This window comes from Escherichia sp. HH41S, assembly GCF_009820115.1.
In the GTDB taxonomy this organism is placed as follows: Bacteria; Pseudomonadota; Gammaproteobacteria; order Enterobacterales; family Enterobacteriaceae; genus Escherichia; species Escherichia coli_F.
This window is the reverse complement of sequence record NZ_VNXE01000003.1, coordinates 13342-28627: the sequence shown is the minus strand read 5'-3', so window position 1 is coordinate 28627 and position 15286 is coordinate 13342. Positions and strand designations below refer to the sequence as shown.

At 48.4% G+C, this 15286-nt stretch carries 19 protein-coding genes and 1 pseudogene; 17 read left to right on the top strand and 3 right to left on the bottom strand.

Features of this window, described 5'->3' with window-relative positions; translation table 11 throughout:
• Positions 1 to 337: 337 nt before the first annotated feature.
• The 3 genes from FQZ95_RS00125 to FQZ95_RS00115 all read left to right on the top strand — a co-directional run bounded on the left by FQZ95_RS00125 (position 338) and on the right by FQZ95_RS00115 (position 3418).
• Positions 338 to 913: a hypothetical protein gene (locus FQZ95_RS00125; RefSeq protein WP_160529731.1), complete on the top strand. Its 576-nt coding sequence runs from the start codon at positions 338 to 340 to the stop codon at positions 911 to 913.
• Positions 914 to 1240: 327 nt separating this feature from the next.
• Positions 1241 to 1546: a DUF4282 domain-containing protein gene (locus FQZ95_RS00120; protein WP_160529730.1), complete on the top strand. Its 306-nt coding sequence runs from the start codon at positions 1241 to 1243 to the stop codon at positions 1544 to 1546.
• Positions 1547 to 2515: 969 nt separating this feature from the next.
• The gene (locus tag FQZ95_RS00115) at positions 2516 to 3418 is read left to right on the top strand and encodes an integrase domain-containing protein (RefSeq protein ID WP_160529729.1); all 903 of its coding nucleotides are present in this window, start codon (positions 2516 to 2518) and stop codon (positions 3416 to 3418) included.
• A gap of 75 nt (positions 3419 to 3493) precedes the next feature.
• On the opposite strand, the gene FQZ95_RS00110 is transcribed toward FQZ95_RS00115, so the two are convergent.
• The gene (locus tag FQZ95_RS00110) at positions 3494 to 3799 is read right to left on the bottom strand and encodes a hypothetical protein (RefSeq protein WP_160529728.1); all 306 of its coding nucleotides are present in this window, start codon (positions 3797 to 3799) and stop codon (positions 3494 to 3496) included.
• Between the two features lie 321 nt (positions 3800 to 4120).
• On the opposite strand from FQZ95_RS00110, the gene FQZ95_RS00105 reads away from it, so the two are divergent.
• From FQZ95_RS00105 to FQZ95_RS26895, 14 genes are all read left to right on the top strand, one after another.
• Positions 4121 to 4558: a hypothetical protein gene (locus tag FQZ95_RS00105; RefSeq protein ID WP_202384070.1), complete on the top strand. Its 438-nt coding sequence runs from the start codon at positions 4121 to 4123 to the stop codon at positions 4556 to 4558.
• A gap of 105 nt (positions 4559 to 4663) precedes the next feature.
• The gene (locus FQZ95_RS00100) at positions 4664 to 5056 is read left to right on the top strand and encodes a hypothetical protein (RefSeq protein ID WP_040089398.1); all 393 of its coding nucleotides are present in this window, start codon (positions 4664 to 4666) and stop codon (positions 5054 to 5056) included.
• An 82-nt stretch (positions 5057 to 5138) separates the two neighbouring features.
• Entirely contained in the window at positions 5139 to 5597 is a 459-nt protein-coding gene (locus FQZ95_RS00095) for a hypothetical protein (RefSeq protein WP_160529727.1), read from the top strand.
• Positions 5598 to 5702: 105 nt separating this feature from the next.
• Complete coding sequence (locus tag FQZ95_RS00090) at positions 5703 to 6080, top strand: hypothetical protein (RefSeq protein ID WP_033879139.1); 378 nt, start codon at positions 5703 to 5705, stop codon at positions 6078 to 6080.
• An 87-nt stretch (positions 6081 to 6167) separates the two neighbouring features.
• Positions 6168 to 6797, top strand: coding sequence for a hypothetical protein (locus FQZ95_RS00085; protein ID WP_160529726.1), 630 nt, complete (start codon positions 6168 to 6170; stop codon positions 6795 to 6797).
• Positions 6798 to 6919: 122 nt separating this feature from the next.
• A complete protein-coding gene (locus FQZ95_RS00080) occupies positions 6920 to 7303 on the top strand; it encodes a hypothetical protein (RefSeq protein ID WP_160529725.1) in 384 nt (127 codons plus the stop codon).
• A gap of 92 nt (positions 7304 to 7395) precedes the next feature.
• Complete coding sequence (locus FQZ95_RS00075) at positions 7396 to 8373, top strand: ArdC family protein (RefSeq protein ID WP_160529724.1); 978 nt, start codon at positions 7396 to 7398, stop codon at positions 8371 to 8373.
• Between the two features lie 113 nt (positions 8374 to 8486).
• Positions 8487 to 9434, top strand: a complete 948-nt coding sequence (locus tag FQZ95_RS00070) for a DUF1281 domain-containing protein (RefSeq protein ID WP_160529723.1) — start codon at positions 8487 to 8489, stop codon at positions 9432 to 9434.
• Between the two features lie 121 nt (positions 9435 to 9555).
• Positions 9556 to 10239, top strand: coding sequence for an N-6 DNA methylase (locus FQZ95_RS00065; protein WP_160529722.1), 684 nt, complete (start codon positions 9556 to 9558; stop codon positions 10237 to 10239).
• A gap of 155 nt (positions 10240 to 10394) precedes the next feature.
• Complete coding sequence (locus FQZ95_RS26660; protein WP_160529721.1) at positions 10395 to 13223, top strand: autotransporter outer membrane beta-barrel domain-containing protein; 2829 nt, start codon at positions 10395 to 10397, stop codon at positions 13221 to 13223.
• Between the two features lie 397 nt (positions 13224 to 13620).
• A complete protein-coding gene (locus FQZ95_RS00055; protein ID WP_160529720.1) occupies positions 13621 to 13860 on the top strand; it encodes a hypothetical protein in 240 nt (79 codons plus the stop codon).
• Between the two features lies 1 nt (position 13861).
• Positions 13862 to 14038 carry a hypothetical protein gene (locus FQZ95_RS00050; RefSeq protein ID WP_160529719.1) on the top strand — a complete coding sequence of 59 codons (177 nt, stop codon included), beginning with the start codon at positions 13862 to 13864 and terminating at the stop codon, positions 14036 to 14038.
• A gap of 2 nt (positions 14039 to 14040) precedes the next feature.
• A complete protein-coding gene (locus FQZ95_RS00045; protein WP_160529718.1) occupies positions 14041 to 14364 on the top strand; it encodes a hypothetical protein in 324 nt (107 codons plus the stop codon).
• Positions 14348 to 14602: an HNH endonuclease gene (locus tag FQZ95_RS26895; protein ID WP_160529717.1), complete on the top strand. Its 255-nt coding sequence runs from the start codon at positions 14348 to 14350 to the stop codon at positions 14600 to 14602. Before FQZ95_RS00045 ends, FQZ95_RS26895 begins: the two co-directional genes overlap by 17 nt.
• A 35-nt stretch (positions 14603 to 14637) precedes the next feature.
• Here FQZ95_RS26895 and FQZ95_RS00035 read toward each other — a convergent pair.
• Together FQZ95_RS00035 and FQZ95_RS26055 are read right to left on the bottom strand one after the other, a co-directional pair.
• Positions 14638 to 14751, bottom strand: a pseudogene (locus FQZ95_RS00035) (transposase domain-containing protein); the annotation flags it as partial.
• On the bottom strand, positions 14711 to 14857 hold the full coding sequence (locus FQZ95_RS26055) for a hypothetical protein (RefSeq protein ID WP_202384080.1): 147 nt from the start codon (positions 14855 to 14857) through the stop codon (positions 14711 to 14713). The pseudogene FQZ95_RS00035 and the gene FQZ95_RS26055, both read right to left, overlap by 41 nt.
• Positions 14858 to 15286: the final 429 nt, after the last annotated feature.

The window sequence follows — 15286 nt, the reverse complement described above, 5'->3', positions numbered from 1 at the left end:
ATGGAAAGAGGGGGTTATCTGTGCTCTCGGTGTTATCATCTGACTCTGGTGCAGGATCTGGCAGGAGTGCACAAAGGATCTTTTTCAGCAACATATTCATAAGATTAATTTCCCTCCCAATTCATCCATCATACTAATAACCCGATGCTATCATACTGCCTGTATGATAAATGCGCAAGTGTAAAATTTTACCTTAATCAATAGGTTGTCATTAAAAAACTCCTAATTTTTAGTTCTGTGATATGAATTTGATGTTCAAATTATACCCTGTTTTTGTATAAATACAGGATAAAAACCATACAGAATCTACCGATAAATGTCTCAAAAGGAGGTGTTAATGTTGGGTAAAAAGTTGTTACTTGTTTGTGTGTCATGTCTGATACTGAGCGCCTGTTCTGTTGATGAAATTGCTGCGGTTAACAAGCAAATCAGTGATGGTGCCTTTGCTTTGACTGGTGCATTACGCGGTAATAATTCATCAACTGCTGATAATGGTATGCCGTTACTGTCACAGAAAGCGCCGACCAAAAGGGAAAAACGGGAAAATGTAACGGAAATCCCCGTTGATGTTGATACGGCTGCAGGAAGATTAAAGCGGTACTATAAATTTTATTCGAATGAGGAAGTTGACGCTATTCGTAATAATGGAACTACTGATGGGAAATGGCAGGCTTCGGCAATAAAAGATAATGGACATATATGGGACGCGATACCTGGTAGCTATTACAAAATGGGGAGTGACTGGGATGGCGGTCAGTTTGATGATCATCTTACCATTGAAGTTGAAAAAAATGGTAAAGGGAGTCGTCTTTATATAACGTACGCATCACCGGCTCCAGGACATCTGAAAGAATCAACGCTTGCACCGTTATTTAAACGAGTGAAGGATGTGGCAGAAGGAAGAGTCAGATAAATTATGGTCAGAAGTAATGATTTGATGATGGGAGTATGATTATGAGAAATAAAATTCTTTTCGCTTTGTTAATTATTGTGGTGGCTGCTTTGTCATTCGATTTCGGTCGAAGCTGGGAGTTATCAAAAACAGCAGAGTACTGTTCTTCAATTGGCAAGAAGTTGTCTGATTCTGGACCTGCGTATTGTGTGGAAAAATAATTTATAAGATAGTGTTGAGATTATAATGAGACAAAGAGGTTGTAATGAAACTATTGTTCCTTAAAACTGTACTCTTACATTAAAATAAGTGATAAATTTTACTGTTTTAATATATGGAGATTGGATTATGAATAATGTTTTTCGTCAGTGGCTTGATTTTGATGAAATGATTACGCCAAAGATAATAAAAGTAATTTACTGGGTTTTTCTGTTTATTACTGTTGTTGGCGGTATCATCGGAATGTTCGCCAATTTCTTTGCGGGACTTATTGGTCTTGTATTTGGTGTTATAGGTTTGAGAGTCGGATGTGAAATGGTTATTCTGATGTTTAATATCTATAAGCAACTTAAAAAAATTGCAGATGCAGTTCCTGAAAAAACAAGTGATGTATCAGAGGCTGAAATACCTTCACCATCAGATAATCATATCTGATATAACAGCTCAGGCCGGTGTTAACCGGCCTTTTTTATAAATAAAAATCCTCCTGTGAGGGTGTTGACATATAAAAGTCCGTCTTGCTAATCTTTCCCCGCTGTAATTGTCGCTATGCGACCACCAATGTTCCGTATAGCCTGTGAGGAACGCCTTCGGGTGGCTAGCTAAACACCTCCTGAACCTGAAAGGACGGTGCATTCCACGTGAATGAGGTAAATCTGCGCGCTCTTGAGAGTAGAATGTCGTCACAAAAAGCGCATTATGACGCGACGATGAGGGCTTTTTTTACTTCCATCCAGTACCGCTATGATCGGTCTGTAGTCATCCGTAAACCACGGACTGACGTCTTTAATCTGTTCGGGCATTCGCCCCGGGCTTCTTACGACTGTACGCACGGCATAAGGCCATCTGAAATCTGGCCGCTTGCGTGCGTATGTGGAGTTTGAAGCTGCGCGGCGTCACTTTTGTCGGCGTGTAACGATGACAAAGTGACGCATGCGCGTCTGCTTTACGAACCCGCACAAACCGTCGCGTCACGGGATGTTTTTTAACATTTGAAGAAGTGACCAGACGTGAGAGTGTTTTTTCAACCTTCTCTGCAAACGTACAGACGATACCGTGAATAACGTTCATCGGCCGTTCTTCTTGCAGAATTTTATTGTTTTTTAAGGAGTTTTATGTAGTGAGATGCCGAACCGGCGATACCACTTATTAGGGGTGGTATCGGGGGCGACCTGGAAACAGGTACAGCGAATGCTGCAGTCGGTGTGCAACACCGGTTTGTTACCCCTCAATACCTAAACAGTCTGCGCTACCCTGGCGCTCAGGCACTCATTACCCGAAGGATCGCAACGCTTAACCGTGTCGCCAGGGAGAATGCAGATGAATTTTGCTGTTGTGTTCACGGCACAACAGCAAAATTCATCTGCTGTCCGTACAGCTGTTTAAGACAAAGAGGAGGTATTTGTGTCCAGACGTGAAAAATTACTGAAACAGGATTTGGTTGCTCATATCCGGAAAGACCGGGGGAGTTTTAAGAAGCTGAGTGACTATTCCCGGATCATGCACCGGTTTGCGGAAAGGCTGGCTAAACTGAATATACAGATCAGTTCTGCTGCGCAGGTAAAAGTGCGGCATATTGAATTATATATGAACAGCAGGAGTGATGTTTCAAAGCGAACCAGAGAAAATGAAATGTCTGCAATACGGGTTATGCTACGTCAGGCCGGTAAACATAAAATGGCAGCTCCTGAACATCCCCGTCTCAGCAATAAGGCGTTAGGTATTTCTGGAGGAAGCCGTAAAGGTACGAAGAAATTAATTACGGATGAGCGTTTCAGGGAAATTCTTCAGCGCGTGGAAGCAAAAGATAAAGGTGTGGCAGCTGTTGCTAAACTGTCACGTTATCTCGGTCTGAGAAATGAAGAAGCTGTCCAGTCGGCCAAATCGTTACGGACGTGGAAAAAAGCGTTACAACGGGGAGATGAAAAAATAAGAGTGATTTTTGGCACGAAAGGGGGACGGGAAAGAATGACAACGGTTGTTGATCGGGATAAAGTTCTTGATGCTGTTAATTATGCACTCAAATATGCCAGTGAACATAATGAACGTCTGATAGACAGAGATAATCTTAAGTCGGCAATGGATTATTATCTTAATACGTTACGACGTTATGGAGAACTGAAAGGCGGAGATGAGACCGCACACAGTTTTCGGTACAGTTACGCCGCAAGTGCCATGAAATATCATATTATGAATGGTTACAGTTATAAGGAGGCACTTGCACTGACATCAATTGACCTTGGTCATGGCGATGGCAGAGGGCGATATATTGAACAGGTTTATTGTCAGTTATTAGGCTATGAGTAATAACTTATATCAATTTTGTGCGGGTAAATATCATGGGTTGTACTATTTTAATGAAAATAGTCTCTGTAAAGGAGATTACAAAAGATTCGCCTTTGTGGTCACACTACCTGGCGCGATATATTGATTCCGGATTATTTTGATGTGGTGGGAGATTTTGACTGTGATGTCAGATGGACGGGAAGAAAAATACTGATGAAAGGTACCTGTGTTTTCCCTCCAGGAGAACCAGTTAAGGGAACACATAATATTCCTTTTTGGATCGATGTTGAATAGCTTGACATCCATCTTTTGTGCCTTAAAAATATACAGGCTAACTTTGTTACCTTCGGGTGACCACCAATGTTCCGGCAGTCTGTGAGGAACGCCTTCGGGTGGCTGCATTCAACACCTCCTGAGCCTGAAAGGACGGTGCATTCCACGTGAATGGGGCAAATCTGCGCGCTCTTGAGAGCAGAATGTCGTCATAAAAAGCGCATTATGACGCGACGATGAGGGCTTTTTATACTTAATCTGTGCGGGTGTGTTCCGCATGGTAGTTATGCACCCTGTCTGATGGCAGTGGCGCATGACATTTTATCTTCGACTGTGCTGGCGATAAAAGCATCGTGCAGCCCTGCTGTTTTGTCGTTTATTACCCTGTCGGGAACATGCTTCCCGCAGGGCAGATGTGTTCCCGTGATGTTTTGTATCAGAGGAGAACACATGAACATTCTGTTAACACTTCTTTATTCTGTCGTATGGCTTGCCTGCACCATTCTTGGGAGGGTTGCACCAGAGTCGGTTGTACGTGCGTGGTGTGAGTATCATCTGGAAGGTATGTCGATCCTTCGTTATACGTACCGCTCACTGGCAAAGGCGGCAGAAATGCGTGAAGGAAAAGTACTTCTTTATCGGCTGTTCAGCTATCTCGAAGGCCTCGCACATTATCTGGGGTACAGAAGCGGCGATGAAAAGCTGGAATCAGGATTTCTCCGGCTGTTTCTGTGGCATATATGCGCGAAAGGTCATGCGCTGGGTGCTCTTATAGAGATGGAGGCACGTGTGTGCAGGTACAATCCATGGGAGTGCGGCTGGCGCGATGGCTGGACTCAGTGTGTCTATATTGACAGAAATGAATATTTCGAATGCGATTTCGAATGAGTTCTACTGAGCTGAAGCATTAATCACGAATTGATGTTTCTGTCCCCTGACGGGTGTTTTTGTCCGTCGGGGCGAAGACTCCCGTTTTTTTTTACAGGAGTCTTTATGTCAACGTTTATTTTGTGCCCTGAACCGGGCATCTCTTCTTTTTTCCGGCGAATGACGGCTCAGTTGCGTGTGTTTTTTTCCCGCAATAACCTGTCATATTACAGTCGCTGGTACACCAATCCGGCCGGCAATCTGAGCGTGCGGGTCTGTATGTTCCGTCGTGGTGGTGTCTGGACACCCTGCCTGTACTACCGGCAGGGAATGCACCGCAACGCGTACACAGGCTGGTATCAGCCGTTACCGCGTGAGGTCATTTGTCTGAACCGGTTTACCGGGCGGATATCCCGTCGCAGAACCTGGCATGCCGCCTGTCGTATGGCGGAACAACTGACTACCCTGCGTTACCGGTTTGGTCTGCAGGCTGGTGAAAGCGTCGTACAGCCCTGCTGATTTATCATTTATTACCCTGTCGGGAACACGCTTCCCGCAGGGGTGGTGTGTTCGCGTGATTTTTTGTCTCTGAGGTGAACACATGAATAGTCTGTTAATACTCCTTTACGTTGTTGTATGGCGTGTCTGCACCATTCTTCGGGTAATCGCACCGGTGTCGGCTGTCCGTGCGTGGTGTGAGTATCAACTGGAAGGTATGACGATACTTCGTGATGCGTACAGCTCGCTGGCAAAAGCGGCTGGAATGCAGAATGAAGCATTTGAATATCTTAAAGGTATTGCACGTCATCTGGGCTACAAAAGCGGTGGTGACCAACTGAAATCAGGACTTTTCCGGCCGTTTTTGTGGCATATACGAGCGAAAGGCCGCAGGCTGGGGGCTGTCATGGAGATGGGGGTATGGAAGACATGGAAGAACGGCTGTAACGATGTCTGCAATCCATGGGAGCGTGGATGGAACGATGGCTGGACTGAATGTCTGAATCAACGTGTAACCGGCATCCTGAAGCAGGCCTGTGTTGACTTTTCCGACGCAGACTGAACGGTTTTTCTTTTACTTACTGCACCGTGTGTCTGCGCCGGTGTTTTCCCTGACGGGAGTTTTGTTCTGTCAGGGACAGGACTTCCTGAACAGACGGAGGTCATTATGTATTCACCCTTACTTGTTCATTATTCAGCACTGCAGACGCAGTCTGCTCTGCTGGCGCATATCAGCCAGCTGGAAGGTGAGCTGATGCGGTTACGTGCCTGGCAACGACTGGGTATTACCCCGGAGCCGGATGATGAGACGGAGCCTTCACTGGTATACGTGCAACTGTGGGATACCGGTGAGGCGCTGGGCTGGCTGCTGTATGACCTGGAGCAGGAGAACATTCCTGCTCCGGGAGTTCAGGCTCGTCAGGCGCTTGACAGTCTGATGGCGCTGGGGCGTGAAATTAATCATGAAATCTGGACTGACAGTATCAGTACCGGAAAGCTGACGGCCGGAGCGGATGCCTGTTTTGCCCGGCACGACATGATGTAGTTCATAATCTGACCCTGACGGGGTGTGCCCTCCGTCAGGAAGGCATTCCCCGTTGTTTATTTTTAATCTGACCATGAGGAATGTTCCATGTCTGAATTATTTTCACGTCCGGCCCGTGAGCCGGTGGTATATACCCTTGAGCAGGTTGCCACAATACCGGAAAAGCAGTGGCATGCTTTTGTTCTGGCCGTAACAGAAACCTTCTGGCAGTTGCCGGAGGCGTTACGGCCGCAGAATGCGTATTTCGGCTTCCTGAGCCGGGCGTCTGAGTTGTTTCCGGTAACGGACATTCTGGCGTTTTACAGCCGGTCTGCAGACGGGCTGTGGTCGGTGAATGTCACCATTGAACGGGAGTATCGTCAGAACATCCTGGTGCTTAAGGAACTGAATTTCGGACGCCAGCCGGGGGATTTCTTTGCCCGTACGGTGTTTGTGCTGCTGCACAATCTGTGTCCGGACTGTTTCCGCATTCATTCCACAGCCGGTGGTGCCAGCTGGTCACTGCCGCTGAAATGGATAAAACGGTTCCTGGGGCATGAGAATTTTTCTGCACCGGAGTCTGTATTAACCACTCCGGTAAGGGGAGATGCGTTTGACCGTTTACTGCTGCAGTTTCTGTCCGGTCAGGGGCGACAGTTATCCCCGGATGACTGGTCAGCACTGGAAGAGGCTGGACATCAGCTTTACTGGCTGCGTGCACTTGCCGGTGGACACTGACAGAACACCGTTGTTTCTTTTCATTTACCCGGAATAACGCCATCGCGTATTCCGTCATTCATATACCCCGGCAGGGACATATCCCTGTGGGGAGAGTCCCTGCGTTATTCAGGAGAATTGTTATGGGACTCGATATTTACTTTATGGCTCGTGATAACCATCAGAATGGTGCCGTTGTGGAAACACAGGAACATCAGAAAGTGGGGGCTTTCCGTAAGGTGATGCCGCTTCTGACATGGTTCCGTAACCATACTGATGCTTCAGATGAGCAGCATACTTTCCCGGTAACACGCCGGTCACTGGCTGCATTATTGCGTGACCTCAGTATGCTGACGCCGGGAAACTGCCACAGGCTGTTTCCTTATGTCAGAAACTCGTGTTTACGGGGCGAAGACTATGCCGGCGATTACTGGTATGACGTGGATGACGTAAAAGCGTGGGTCAGCGATACGCTGAAGACGTTTGATTTTGAGCGTCGTTCACTGGTGATGCTGGCGTTGTGGTAAGTCCGGCCAGTCTGATTTTCGTTATTAATTTAACCGTACGGTGCATGCTCACCGTACGGAGAGCGTGCATCTTTTTTATGGAGCGTGCTCTTATGAAAACGAAAAAACATACTTCACGTACCGCGAACAAAACGCCGGAACGTGACCTGTATCAGCTGGTGACCGACAGGATTGTGACGGCCATTGAAAATGGTGTTCCACCCTGGAAGCGCCCCTGGCATTCTGCGCGTAACGGCGCGGGCGAGCCGGAGATGATGCCGGTAAACGCCCTGACCGGGAAGCCTTATACGGGAGTGAATGTCCTGCTGTTGTGGCTGACTGCGGATGAAGCCGGATACGCCAGCAATCACTGGCTGACGTACCGTCAGGCGCAACAACTGGGTGGACACGTCCGTAAAGGGGAGGTGGCCACGCTGGCGGTGATTTACAAAGACTGGAAAAGACAGGCTGTGGATGAGCACGGTAACCGGCTGACGGACAGTGAGGGGGAACCACTCATGGAAACGGTACCGGTACTGAAAGCGAATCCTCTGTTTAATGTGGGACAGTGCGACGGTTTACCTGAGCATCTGATGGTGAAGGCGGAAGGCAGCGCGGATGCACTGCCGGCTGATACCATCAGTGAGCGGGTGCTGCCGGTACTGAATGGCAGTGGCGTCAGTGTTTCGTCACTTCCACAGGACAGGGCATTCTACCGGCCTGACACTGACCGTATCGTGATGCCTCTGTCGTCACAGTTTGATTCGGTGGCCGATTACTGGACCACCCTGCTGCATGAACTGGTACACAGTACCGGTCATGAAAAGCGTCTGCGGCGGGCCGGGATAAGTTCTTTTGCCGGCCGTAAAAGCCCGGAATATGCGTTCGAAGAGCTGATTGCCGAGATGGGCAGTGCTTTTCTGTGCGCACATCTGGGGATTACTGGTGACGTACAGCACGAAAGTTATATTGACGGATGGCTTAACGTCCTGAAGTCTGACAAAAAAGCGCTGTTTCGCGCCTGCCGGCAGGCACGTGAAGCATCAGAGTATTTACTGATGCAGCGGGCTTCGCAGGCGCGGGTCGCATAATCTGAACCGCTGGCGGAGGGGGTAACCTGACCGCCATTCATCCCGTGAGGGCATTGTTCCTCACGGGACAGTGCCCTCTTTTTACATCTGATACAAAAAGAGGAGCGTAAACCATGTCTGAATGGTGCCAGAATCGTTTTGAAATTACCGGTAAGTCAGTCTGCCTGGATGTGCTGACGCAGTGGATTGAAGGATGTGAGACACCGCGTTACCGCCATGCCATACAGCAGAGTATACAGCTGTTTCTGGCCGGTTGTGCAGGACTGGTGAAACCCACCCGGACGACGCAGTATCCGCCATATCCGGCGCTGGTTCGTCACGGTACTGGGATGTCGTCTCCGGCTAACCAGGCATTTGAACAGTGGCTGGGGCTGCTGGTAAAAGATGCCGTACTGGATGAAGAGACGATAAAGACCATTGACCGCCTTTATCACCAGACATGTATTGGCGCAGTCCGCTGGGGGAATCTGCCGGATAATGCCCGGGAGACAATCACCGCGTTAATGCGTTGTCAGTATTCTGACTGGTTTGGCCTGGTCGGACTAAGCGAACACATTGATGCCGGAGCCTGCTGGAGCCGGCTGTCGGATTATCCGGAGCAGGCGCAGCCCTGTGACATGCTGATGGTCATACCCTCCCGTCTGGCCACAGAGCTGAACGGTTCAGGTGGACTGCTGCAGGGCATTTCCACCACGACCAGCCTTTACAGCCGGATATACGGTGTGGAGTGGCCATCAGGTCACAATGTCCGCTGGGTGCGTGATGAGATGAGCAGTCTGGTGCTGCTGACTGACACGCCCTGGTATCCGCCTTCAGGTGAGCTGGTTGGTGAAATCTCGAAGGTGTTCGACTGCGAGATACGGCACTGGTACAGCGAACCTGTCCGGGGTATACAGGGTTACAACTGTTACGACGGTGGTGAACATACGGACAGTGACCCGCAGGCCGAATGGCCGGGCAGGGAAACACTTCCTCAGCCCCGGCTGTATCTGGTGGAGGAGCGTGCTGAAGAACAGACAGAAGCCGCACCTTTACCGGTTCCGCTGGCTTCAGGCCAGTAATTAACCTCAGGGTGCCACATTCGTGGCACTCGTTTTTTCCTGTCATCTTTCATTTCAGCCCGAAGGGGAACACCTGTTCCTCCCCGGGGCCATGTGTTCCCTGTTTTTTACGGAGATTCACATGGCCACCTTTATCGACCATCAGAAAGCATTCATTTCGCTGTTTAATCAGACCGCCCGTTATCACAAACGCCATAAGGTGTTTGAGGACTTTGTCAGCTGCAGTGTGATTGCCCTGGAGAACCGGCTTCAGTTCAGTGAGGTACGGGAGCAGAAGTACCTGCGAATCGTCAGTGGTTATGAAAAGCAGGATGTTATCAACATTGCGCATTTGCTTGCCCATGTCATTGAGGGACTGGAGCAGGGATTCTGTGACTTTCTGGGCAGCGTGTTCATGCAACTGGAACTGGGAGATAAACACCGGGGCCAGTTTTTCACACCCTGGAGTGTGGCCAGCATGATGGCGCAGATGCAGCTGGGGAATGTGACGACGCTGTTTGAGAACAAACCCTTTATTACGCTTCGTGAACCGGCCTGTGGTGCCGGCAGTATGATTCTGGCTATGGCTGACATCCTGAATCGTTCGGGGTATCCGGCATACCGCAGGATGTGGGTGTCGGCAACGGATATTGACCCGCTGGCAGCCGGCATGGCGTATATACAACTGTCGCTGTGTGGTGTGGCCGGAGAAGTGGTGATTGGCAACTCATTGTGTAATGAGCGACGCCGTGTGTTGCTGACGCCCGGGCATTATCTGGGTAACTGGGTGTGCCGTCTGTGCTCCCGTCAGGAACAGGTAGCCTGATACAGGGTATTTATTGGTTGAGCAGGTAATTTTACCCTGAGCCAGCATTCTTGTGCTGGCTTATTTGCACAGTGAATTTGCGCCCGGTTATAATAATTAACCATTCAAAGAGTGTGGTTTATTTCATTCGGTTCATCACACAAGGAACCTGGAGAATGTTTAATATTAAATATCTGACATTATGTATAACAGCGGTCTGCCTTACCGGTCATGTGGCGCAGGCAAAGGAAATGGGGGTTATTGACAAGGGAAAAGGAACCTTGATCCTGAATGAGGGCGATGTAATAAAAAACAGTGCAGCATCCTCTGTAACGGCTATTAGTGCCGGTAAAAATGATGCTTATTCTGTATCCGGAAGTGGCGGGATTACCGTGGATGTCAGCACTTCTGAAGGTTATCTGACGGGTATTTTTGCCGTGAGTGGAGGCCGGGTGGATCTTGGTTCAGGGACCCGCATGTTTCTGAATAACTCGGGCCAGAATCTGACTTACGGGATAAACACAAACTCTGAGGGTCAGGTTAACGGAAAAGATATGACCCTGTCTGTTGTTGCGCAGGGCCAGGCCTCAGGGATTAATATTGCCAGTAACGGTGCAGTAACATTAACAGGGAGTAATAATAAAATTACTGTCACCACGGCTACTGAGCCTGATAATAGTGTCCGGGGTATATCTGCCATGGGGCAAAGCAATACACTGGCAAGCCTGAATGCAGAAAACCTGACCATAGAAACCAACGGTACGGGTATTGAGGCGCAGCATTACAGCGAACTGACGCTGACTGGCTCAACAGTTATTAAATCGGCCCTGGGCGGTCTTGAGGCAAAAGGCGCGCCCTATGCGCCCGGTGCGGGCGCGGTGATTAATGCTGAAAAAATTCATGTTTCTACAACCGCATCAGGTAGCGGAAGTGCGGGACTTTATTCATTGATGGGGGGCCGGATTTCTGTCGGTGCGGGGAGTGTCGTGGAAACTGAAAATATGCACGGGCTGTTCGCAACCAGTGACCCCGGTTATACCACTCCCCCACAGCTGACAACCATCGATTATATTGGCAGTGATACCCGCCGGAATTTAATTCAGGTTAATGGTTTGTCAGGGGTGACCTCAAAGGGGATAAACACAACTGTCACGCTTGAAAATACCGACATAAAAACCCGCTCACAGAATGCACGCACGGTCGGTATTCGTGCGCTATCAGGTGGTACCGTTAATGCCCGAAATGTCTCTGTTCAGTCGGAAGATGCCGGTACGGGATATACCAGTGTTGCCGCCATTCTTTCGAGGGGAAGTGGTTCAAAAGTCAGCCTTTCCGGGGATACTTATATTGATGCTTCCCGGACGGATAATCAGGTTGCTCTCCTTGCGGATGGCGATGACTCAGGCATTGTCGTTACAGACAAGGCAGTCATTGATGGTAACGTGATTTCACAAGGCAATAATGCCATTGTGGATATGGATCTGCGTCATGGCTCTGTTTTTTCCGGTGCAACGGATGTGGTTAAAGCAGATAAAGAAAACACCTGGACCGGCGGAGGCATACGGTTAAATTTAACCGACAGCACCTGGAATATGTCAGGTAATTCAAATCTGACATCATTCACGTTAAATAACGGGGGAATTGTTAATCTGAACAGTCGTCCCGGGAAACGGATTGCGGCGGGAAACACACTGACGATTGAGGGTGATTATAACGGAGCGGGTGGCACCGTTATTTTTAATACCGTTCTGGAAGGGGATGATTCCGCCACAGACAAACTGGTTGTCCGGGGAAATACCAGCGGGACGACTTACGTCCGGGTGAACAATACCGGTGGCACAGGAGCACAGACGCTCAATGGTATTGAATTGATCCATGTTGATGGCACATCTGATGGCGAATTTGTTCAGAACGGCCGTATTGTGGCAGGAGCGTATGACTATGCGCTCGGGCGTGGACAGGGAAATGACAGCGGAAACTGGTACCTGACCAGCAGCAAAACGCCGTCAGTGTCAGTCCGGAATAATAATTTGCGTCCGGAAGCGGGTAGCTATGTTGCCGGCATTGCTGCAGCAAACACCCTGTTTGTCTCCCGGCTTCATGAGCGTCCGGCAAAAATGCAGGTTACCGGTACTGACGGGGAGGCTGAAACCAGTATGTGGATGCGTCATGAAGGCGGTCATAATCGCTGGCGTGATGGTAGTGGCCAGCTGAGTACGCAGAGCAACCGCTATGTGTTTCAGCTGGGGGGAGACCTGGCACAGTGGAGTCATAATGACACTGACCGCTGGCATCTGGGGATTATGGGAGGCTATGGCAACAGCCACAGTAACACGCGTTCAGCCAGAACCGGGAATCGCTCTGAAGGTCGTGTGAATGGCTACAGTACGGGGATCTATGCCACCTGGTATGCAGATGATGATTCACGTAATGGTGCTTATCTAGATGGTCAGGTGCTGTACGGCTGGTTTAACAATCAGGTAAAAGGCGACGGATTGTTGAGTGAATCCTTTAAATCAAAAGGACTCACTGCCTCTCTGGAAGTGGGCTATACCCGGGAAATAGGGAGATTTACCGGCAGTCAGGGTAGCCTGAACAAGTGGTACGTCCAGCCTCAGGCACAGGTGGTCCGGATGGGGATGAAGGCTGATGAACATCGTGAAGCCAACGGAACCCGGGTAACCAGTGAGGGTGATGGCAACATCCGTACCCGTCTTGGTGTCAGAACCTGGATTCAGGGACACAGTAAAATGGATGACGGAAAATCCCGTGAGTTTCGTCCTTTTGTGGAAGCCAGCTGGCTGCATAATACCCGGGATTTTGGGGTGCGGATGGACGGTGTTGTCGTTCAGCAGGATGGTGTCCGTAATATCGGGGATTTCAGAGCGGGTGTGGAAGGACAGATAACTTCAGGCCTGAATGTATGGGGCAATGTCGGTGTCCAGGTGGGCGACCGGGTATATAATGATTTGGCCGCCGTTGCGGGTGTCCGGTACACGTTCTGAATTTAAAATGGCAACCAGCCACACTCCGGCAAAAGCAAATTTCGTGGCTGGTTGTGTTGACCTGCTCCCCATTGATTAACACACCACGATGTTAGTAATGTCTTCAATAACAGGGCCCGGCGCTACAGTCATTTCGGCGGCATCAGTCCGGAGGCCTTTGAACAGGTCTCGTCGTGGGACAAAATTTGTCTACGGGTGTGGGGTCAGTCCAACACTAGGGTAGGATTGTCTACTAGGCTGAGGTCAGTCTACTAAACCAACTTCTCAACTTATTGATTTTAAATAAATTTATGGGCATATAGTGATTGTATCTTTTAGATATTACGGAATGGTCTACATAATAGCTGTTATAGCTTATAATCTCGATTAAATAGCATTCCCAAAATTCGGAGAAAATATGAACATCTTAAAATTTGAAATTTTAGACCTCAAAAGTGGGGATAGAGTTGTAAAAGTTGAAGGTAAAGACATTCACGTAAGTAAATCTTCTGGCGAATACGTAATTTATCAACTGAAGATGGACAAGGATGGAAGGGTTATAGAGTTCGATGTGTTTGCAATAACACAAGGTAGTGGTTCTTTCGATTTAATAACGGATGCTGATTTGAACGATCTTGCTGAGTTATGGGAAGAATAAAATGGAAAACACTCCGGAAACTACTAGCTCAGGCAAGGATATTGCTGAAAATGATAAGGTTACTGGCTCTGTAATTTATAGGCGTGTTGATCCAGAAAAGAAAAAAGAACTAAAAAAGCTTATAAAAGAAACAGCCAAAAAGCATGGTTTGGTTGCGCACATTATTGAAAGGAAGTAGTCATGGAAGAAAAGGATTTAATAGTTAGATTTTCTGGTGACACTTGCAAAGTGGAGAAAGCTTTCCAGGAAATCATTGAGCAAGCAGCTGAACTTGGCTTGATTGGTAGTGACCTTCGGATAAACAAAGTTCCTGACAAGGTAGAAAAAAGCAAGTTAAAGAATAAATCAGCTACTGACATTATGGTAAAAGTATCAGCAAGCGAAGAAAAAGCAGAAACCTTCATGGAAGAGTTGATTTCTATTGTATCGGAAAGTCTAGGCCTCAATTCGCCTTCTACAGGAATAAAATTACAGGACAAGGCTAGAGATGATGAAGATAAGTAGTACTCGGAGCTATGAGCACTCACGGGCAATCGCATTAGCCAAAATCAGAGAGGGTTATAACTGTGAATTAAGATGTGGAGCTAGTTTAGATATACATGGGCATCACATTTTAGACTACAGCCTGGGTGGTGAAGCAACCCCAGAGAACATACTTGTTGTTTGTAAAAAATGTCACGACTTAGTCCATGCGGGTGAAATAGTAGTGGATACATTTGACTATCGCCCTTCAAAACTATAACAAGGGTAAGTGGCCCGTCAGAATCGTATTGATATTTACTGAGAGCTCAGATCAACTTTCCAGGGTAACAGATCACGTACCCGGTTTGCCGGCCAGTCCTGGATATGCTCAGTGACGTAACGCAGCCATTTTTCTGGTTCCACATTGTGTCAGCGCCAGTGGGGCCGGATAGCGCTTAGCCGCCACGGTCAGCGCCATAATCACCGGCTCATCACGTCGCGTATCCGGCTGATAACGAAATATCGTCCTGCTCAAATCGCTTTGTTTAATGCCCCTGTGGGCTGGTATGTCGCCGTTGCCGGCGATGGTTTTTCTTCAGCCAGTACAGCCAGCTATCTTTATTCACTGTGATGGCTGCCTGTAGGGGCCTGTTCATCTTAATATGGGGCTGCCAGGCTCCGTCTTGCATGATACCAGCATTCGAGGAGCAATCCCGAGGGGGTATCAGCCAGTGGTTGGTAACCTGATATCTGTTGACAACCAGAGTGTTGCTTCAGCCCTGAAGCCGTTTTCAGGATGTACAAGATTACGTTCGGTCTGGTACTCAAAACTGGCTATCTCAGGTCCATTTCTTTTATGACTGTGAAGTATGCCTGTGTGCTGTTCCTGGACGAAATAGATCATCTGACGATGGCAAGAAAGGAAGTCAGCTTATTCTTTAATGACGATTTTCAATGATTAAAA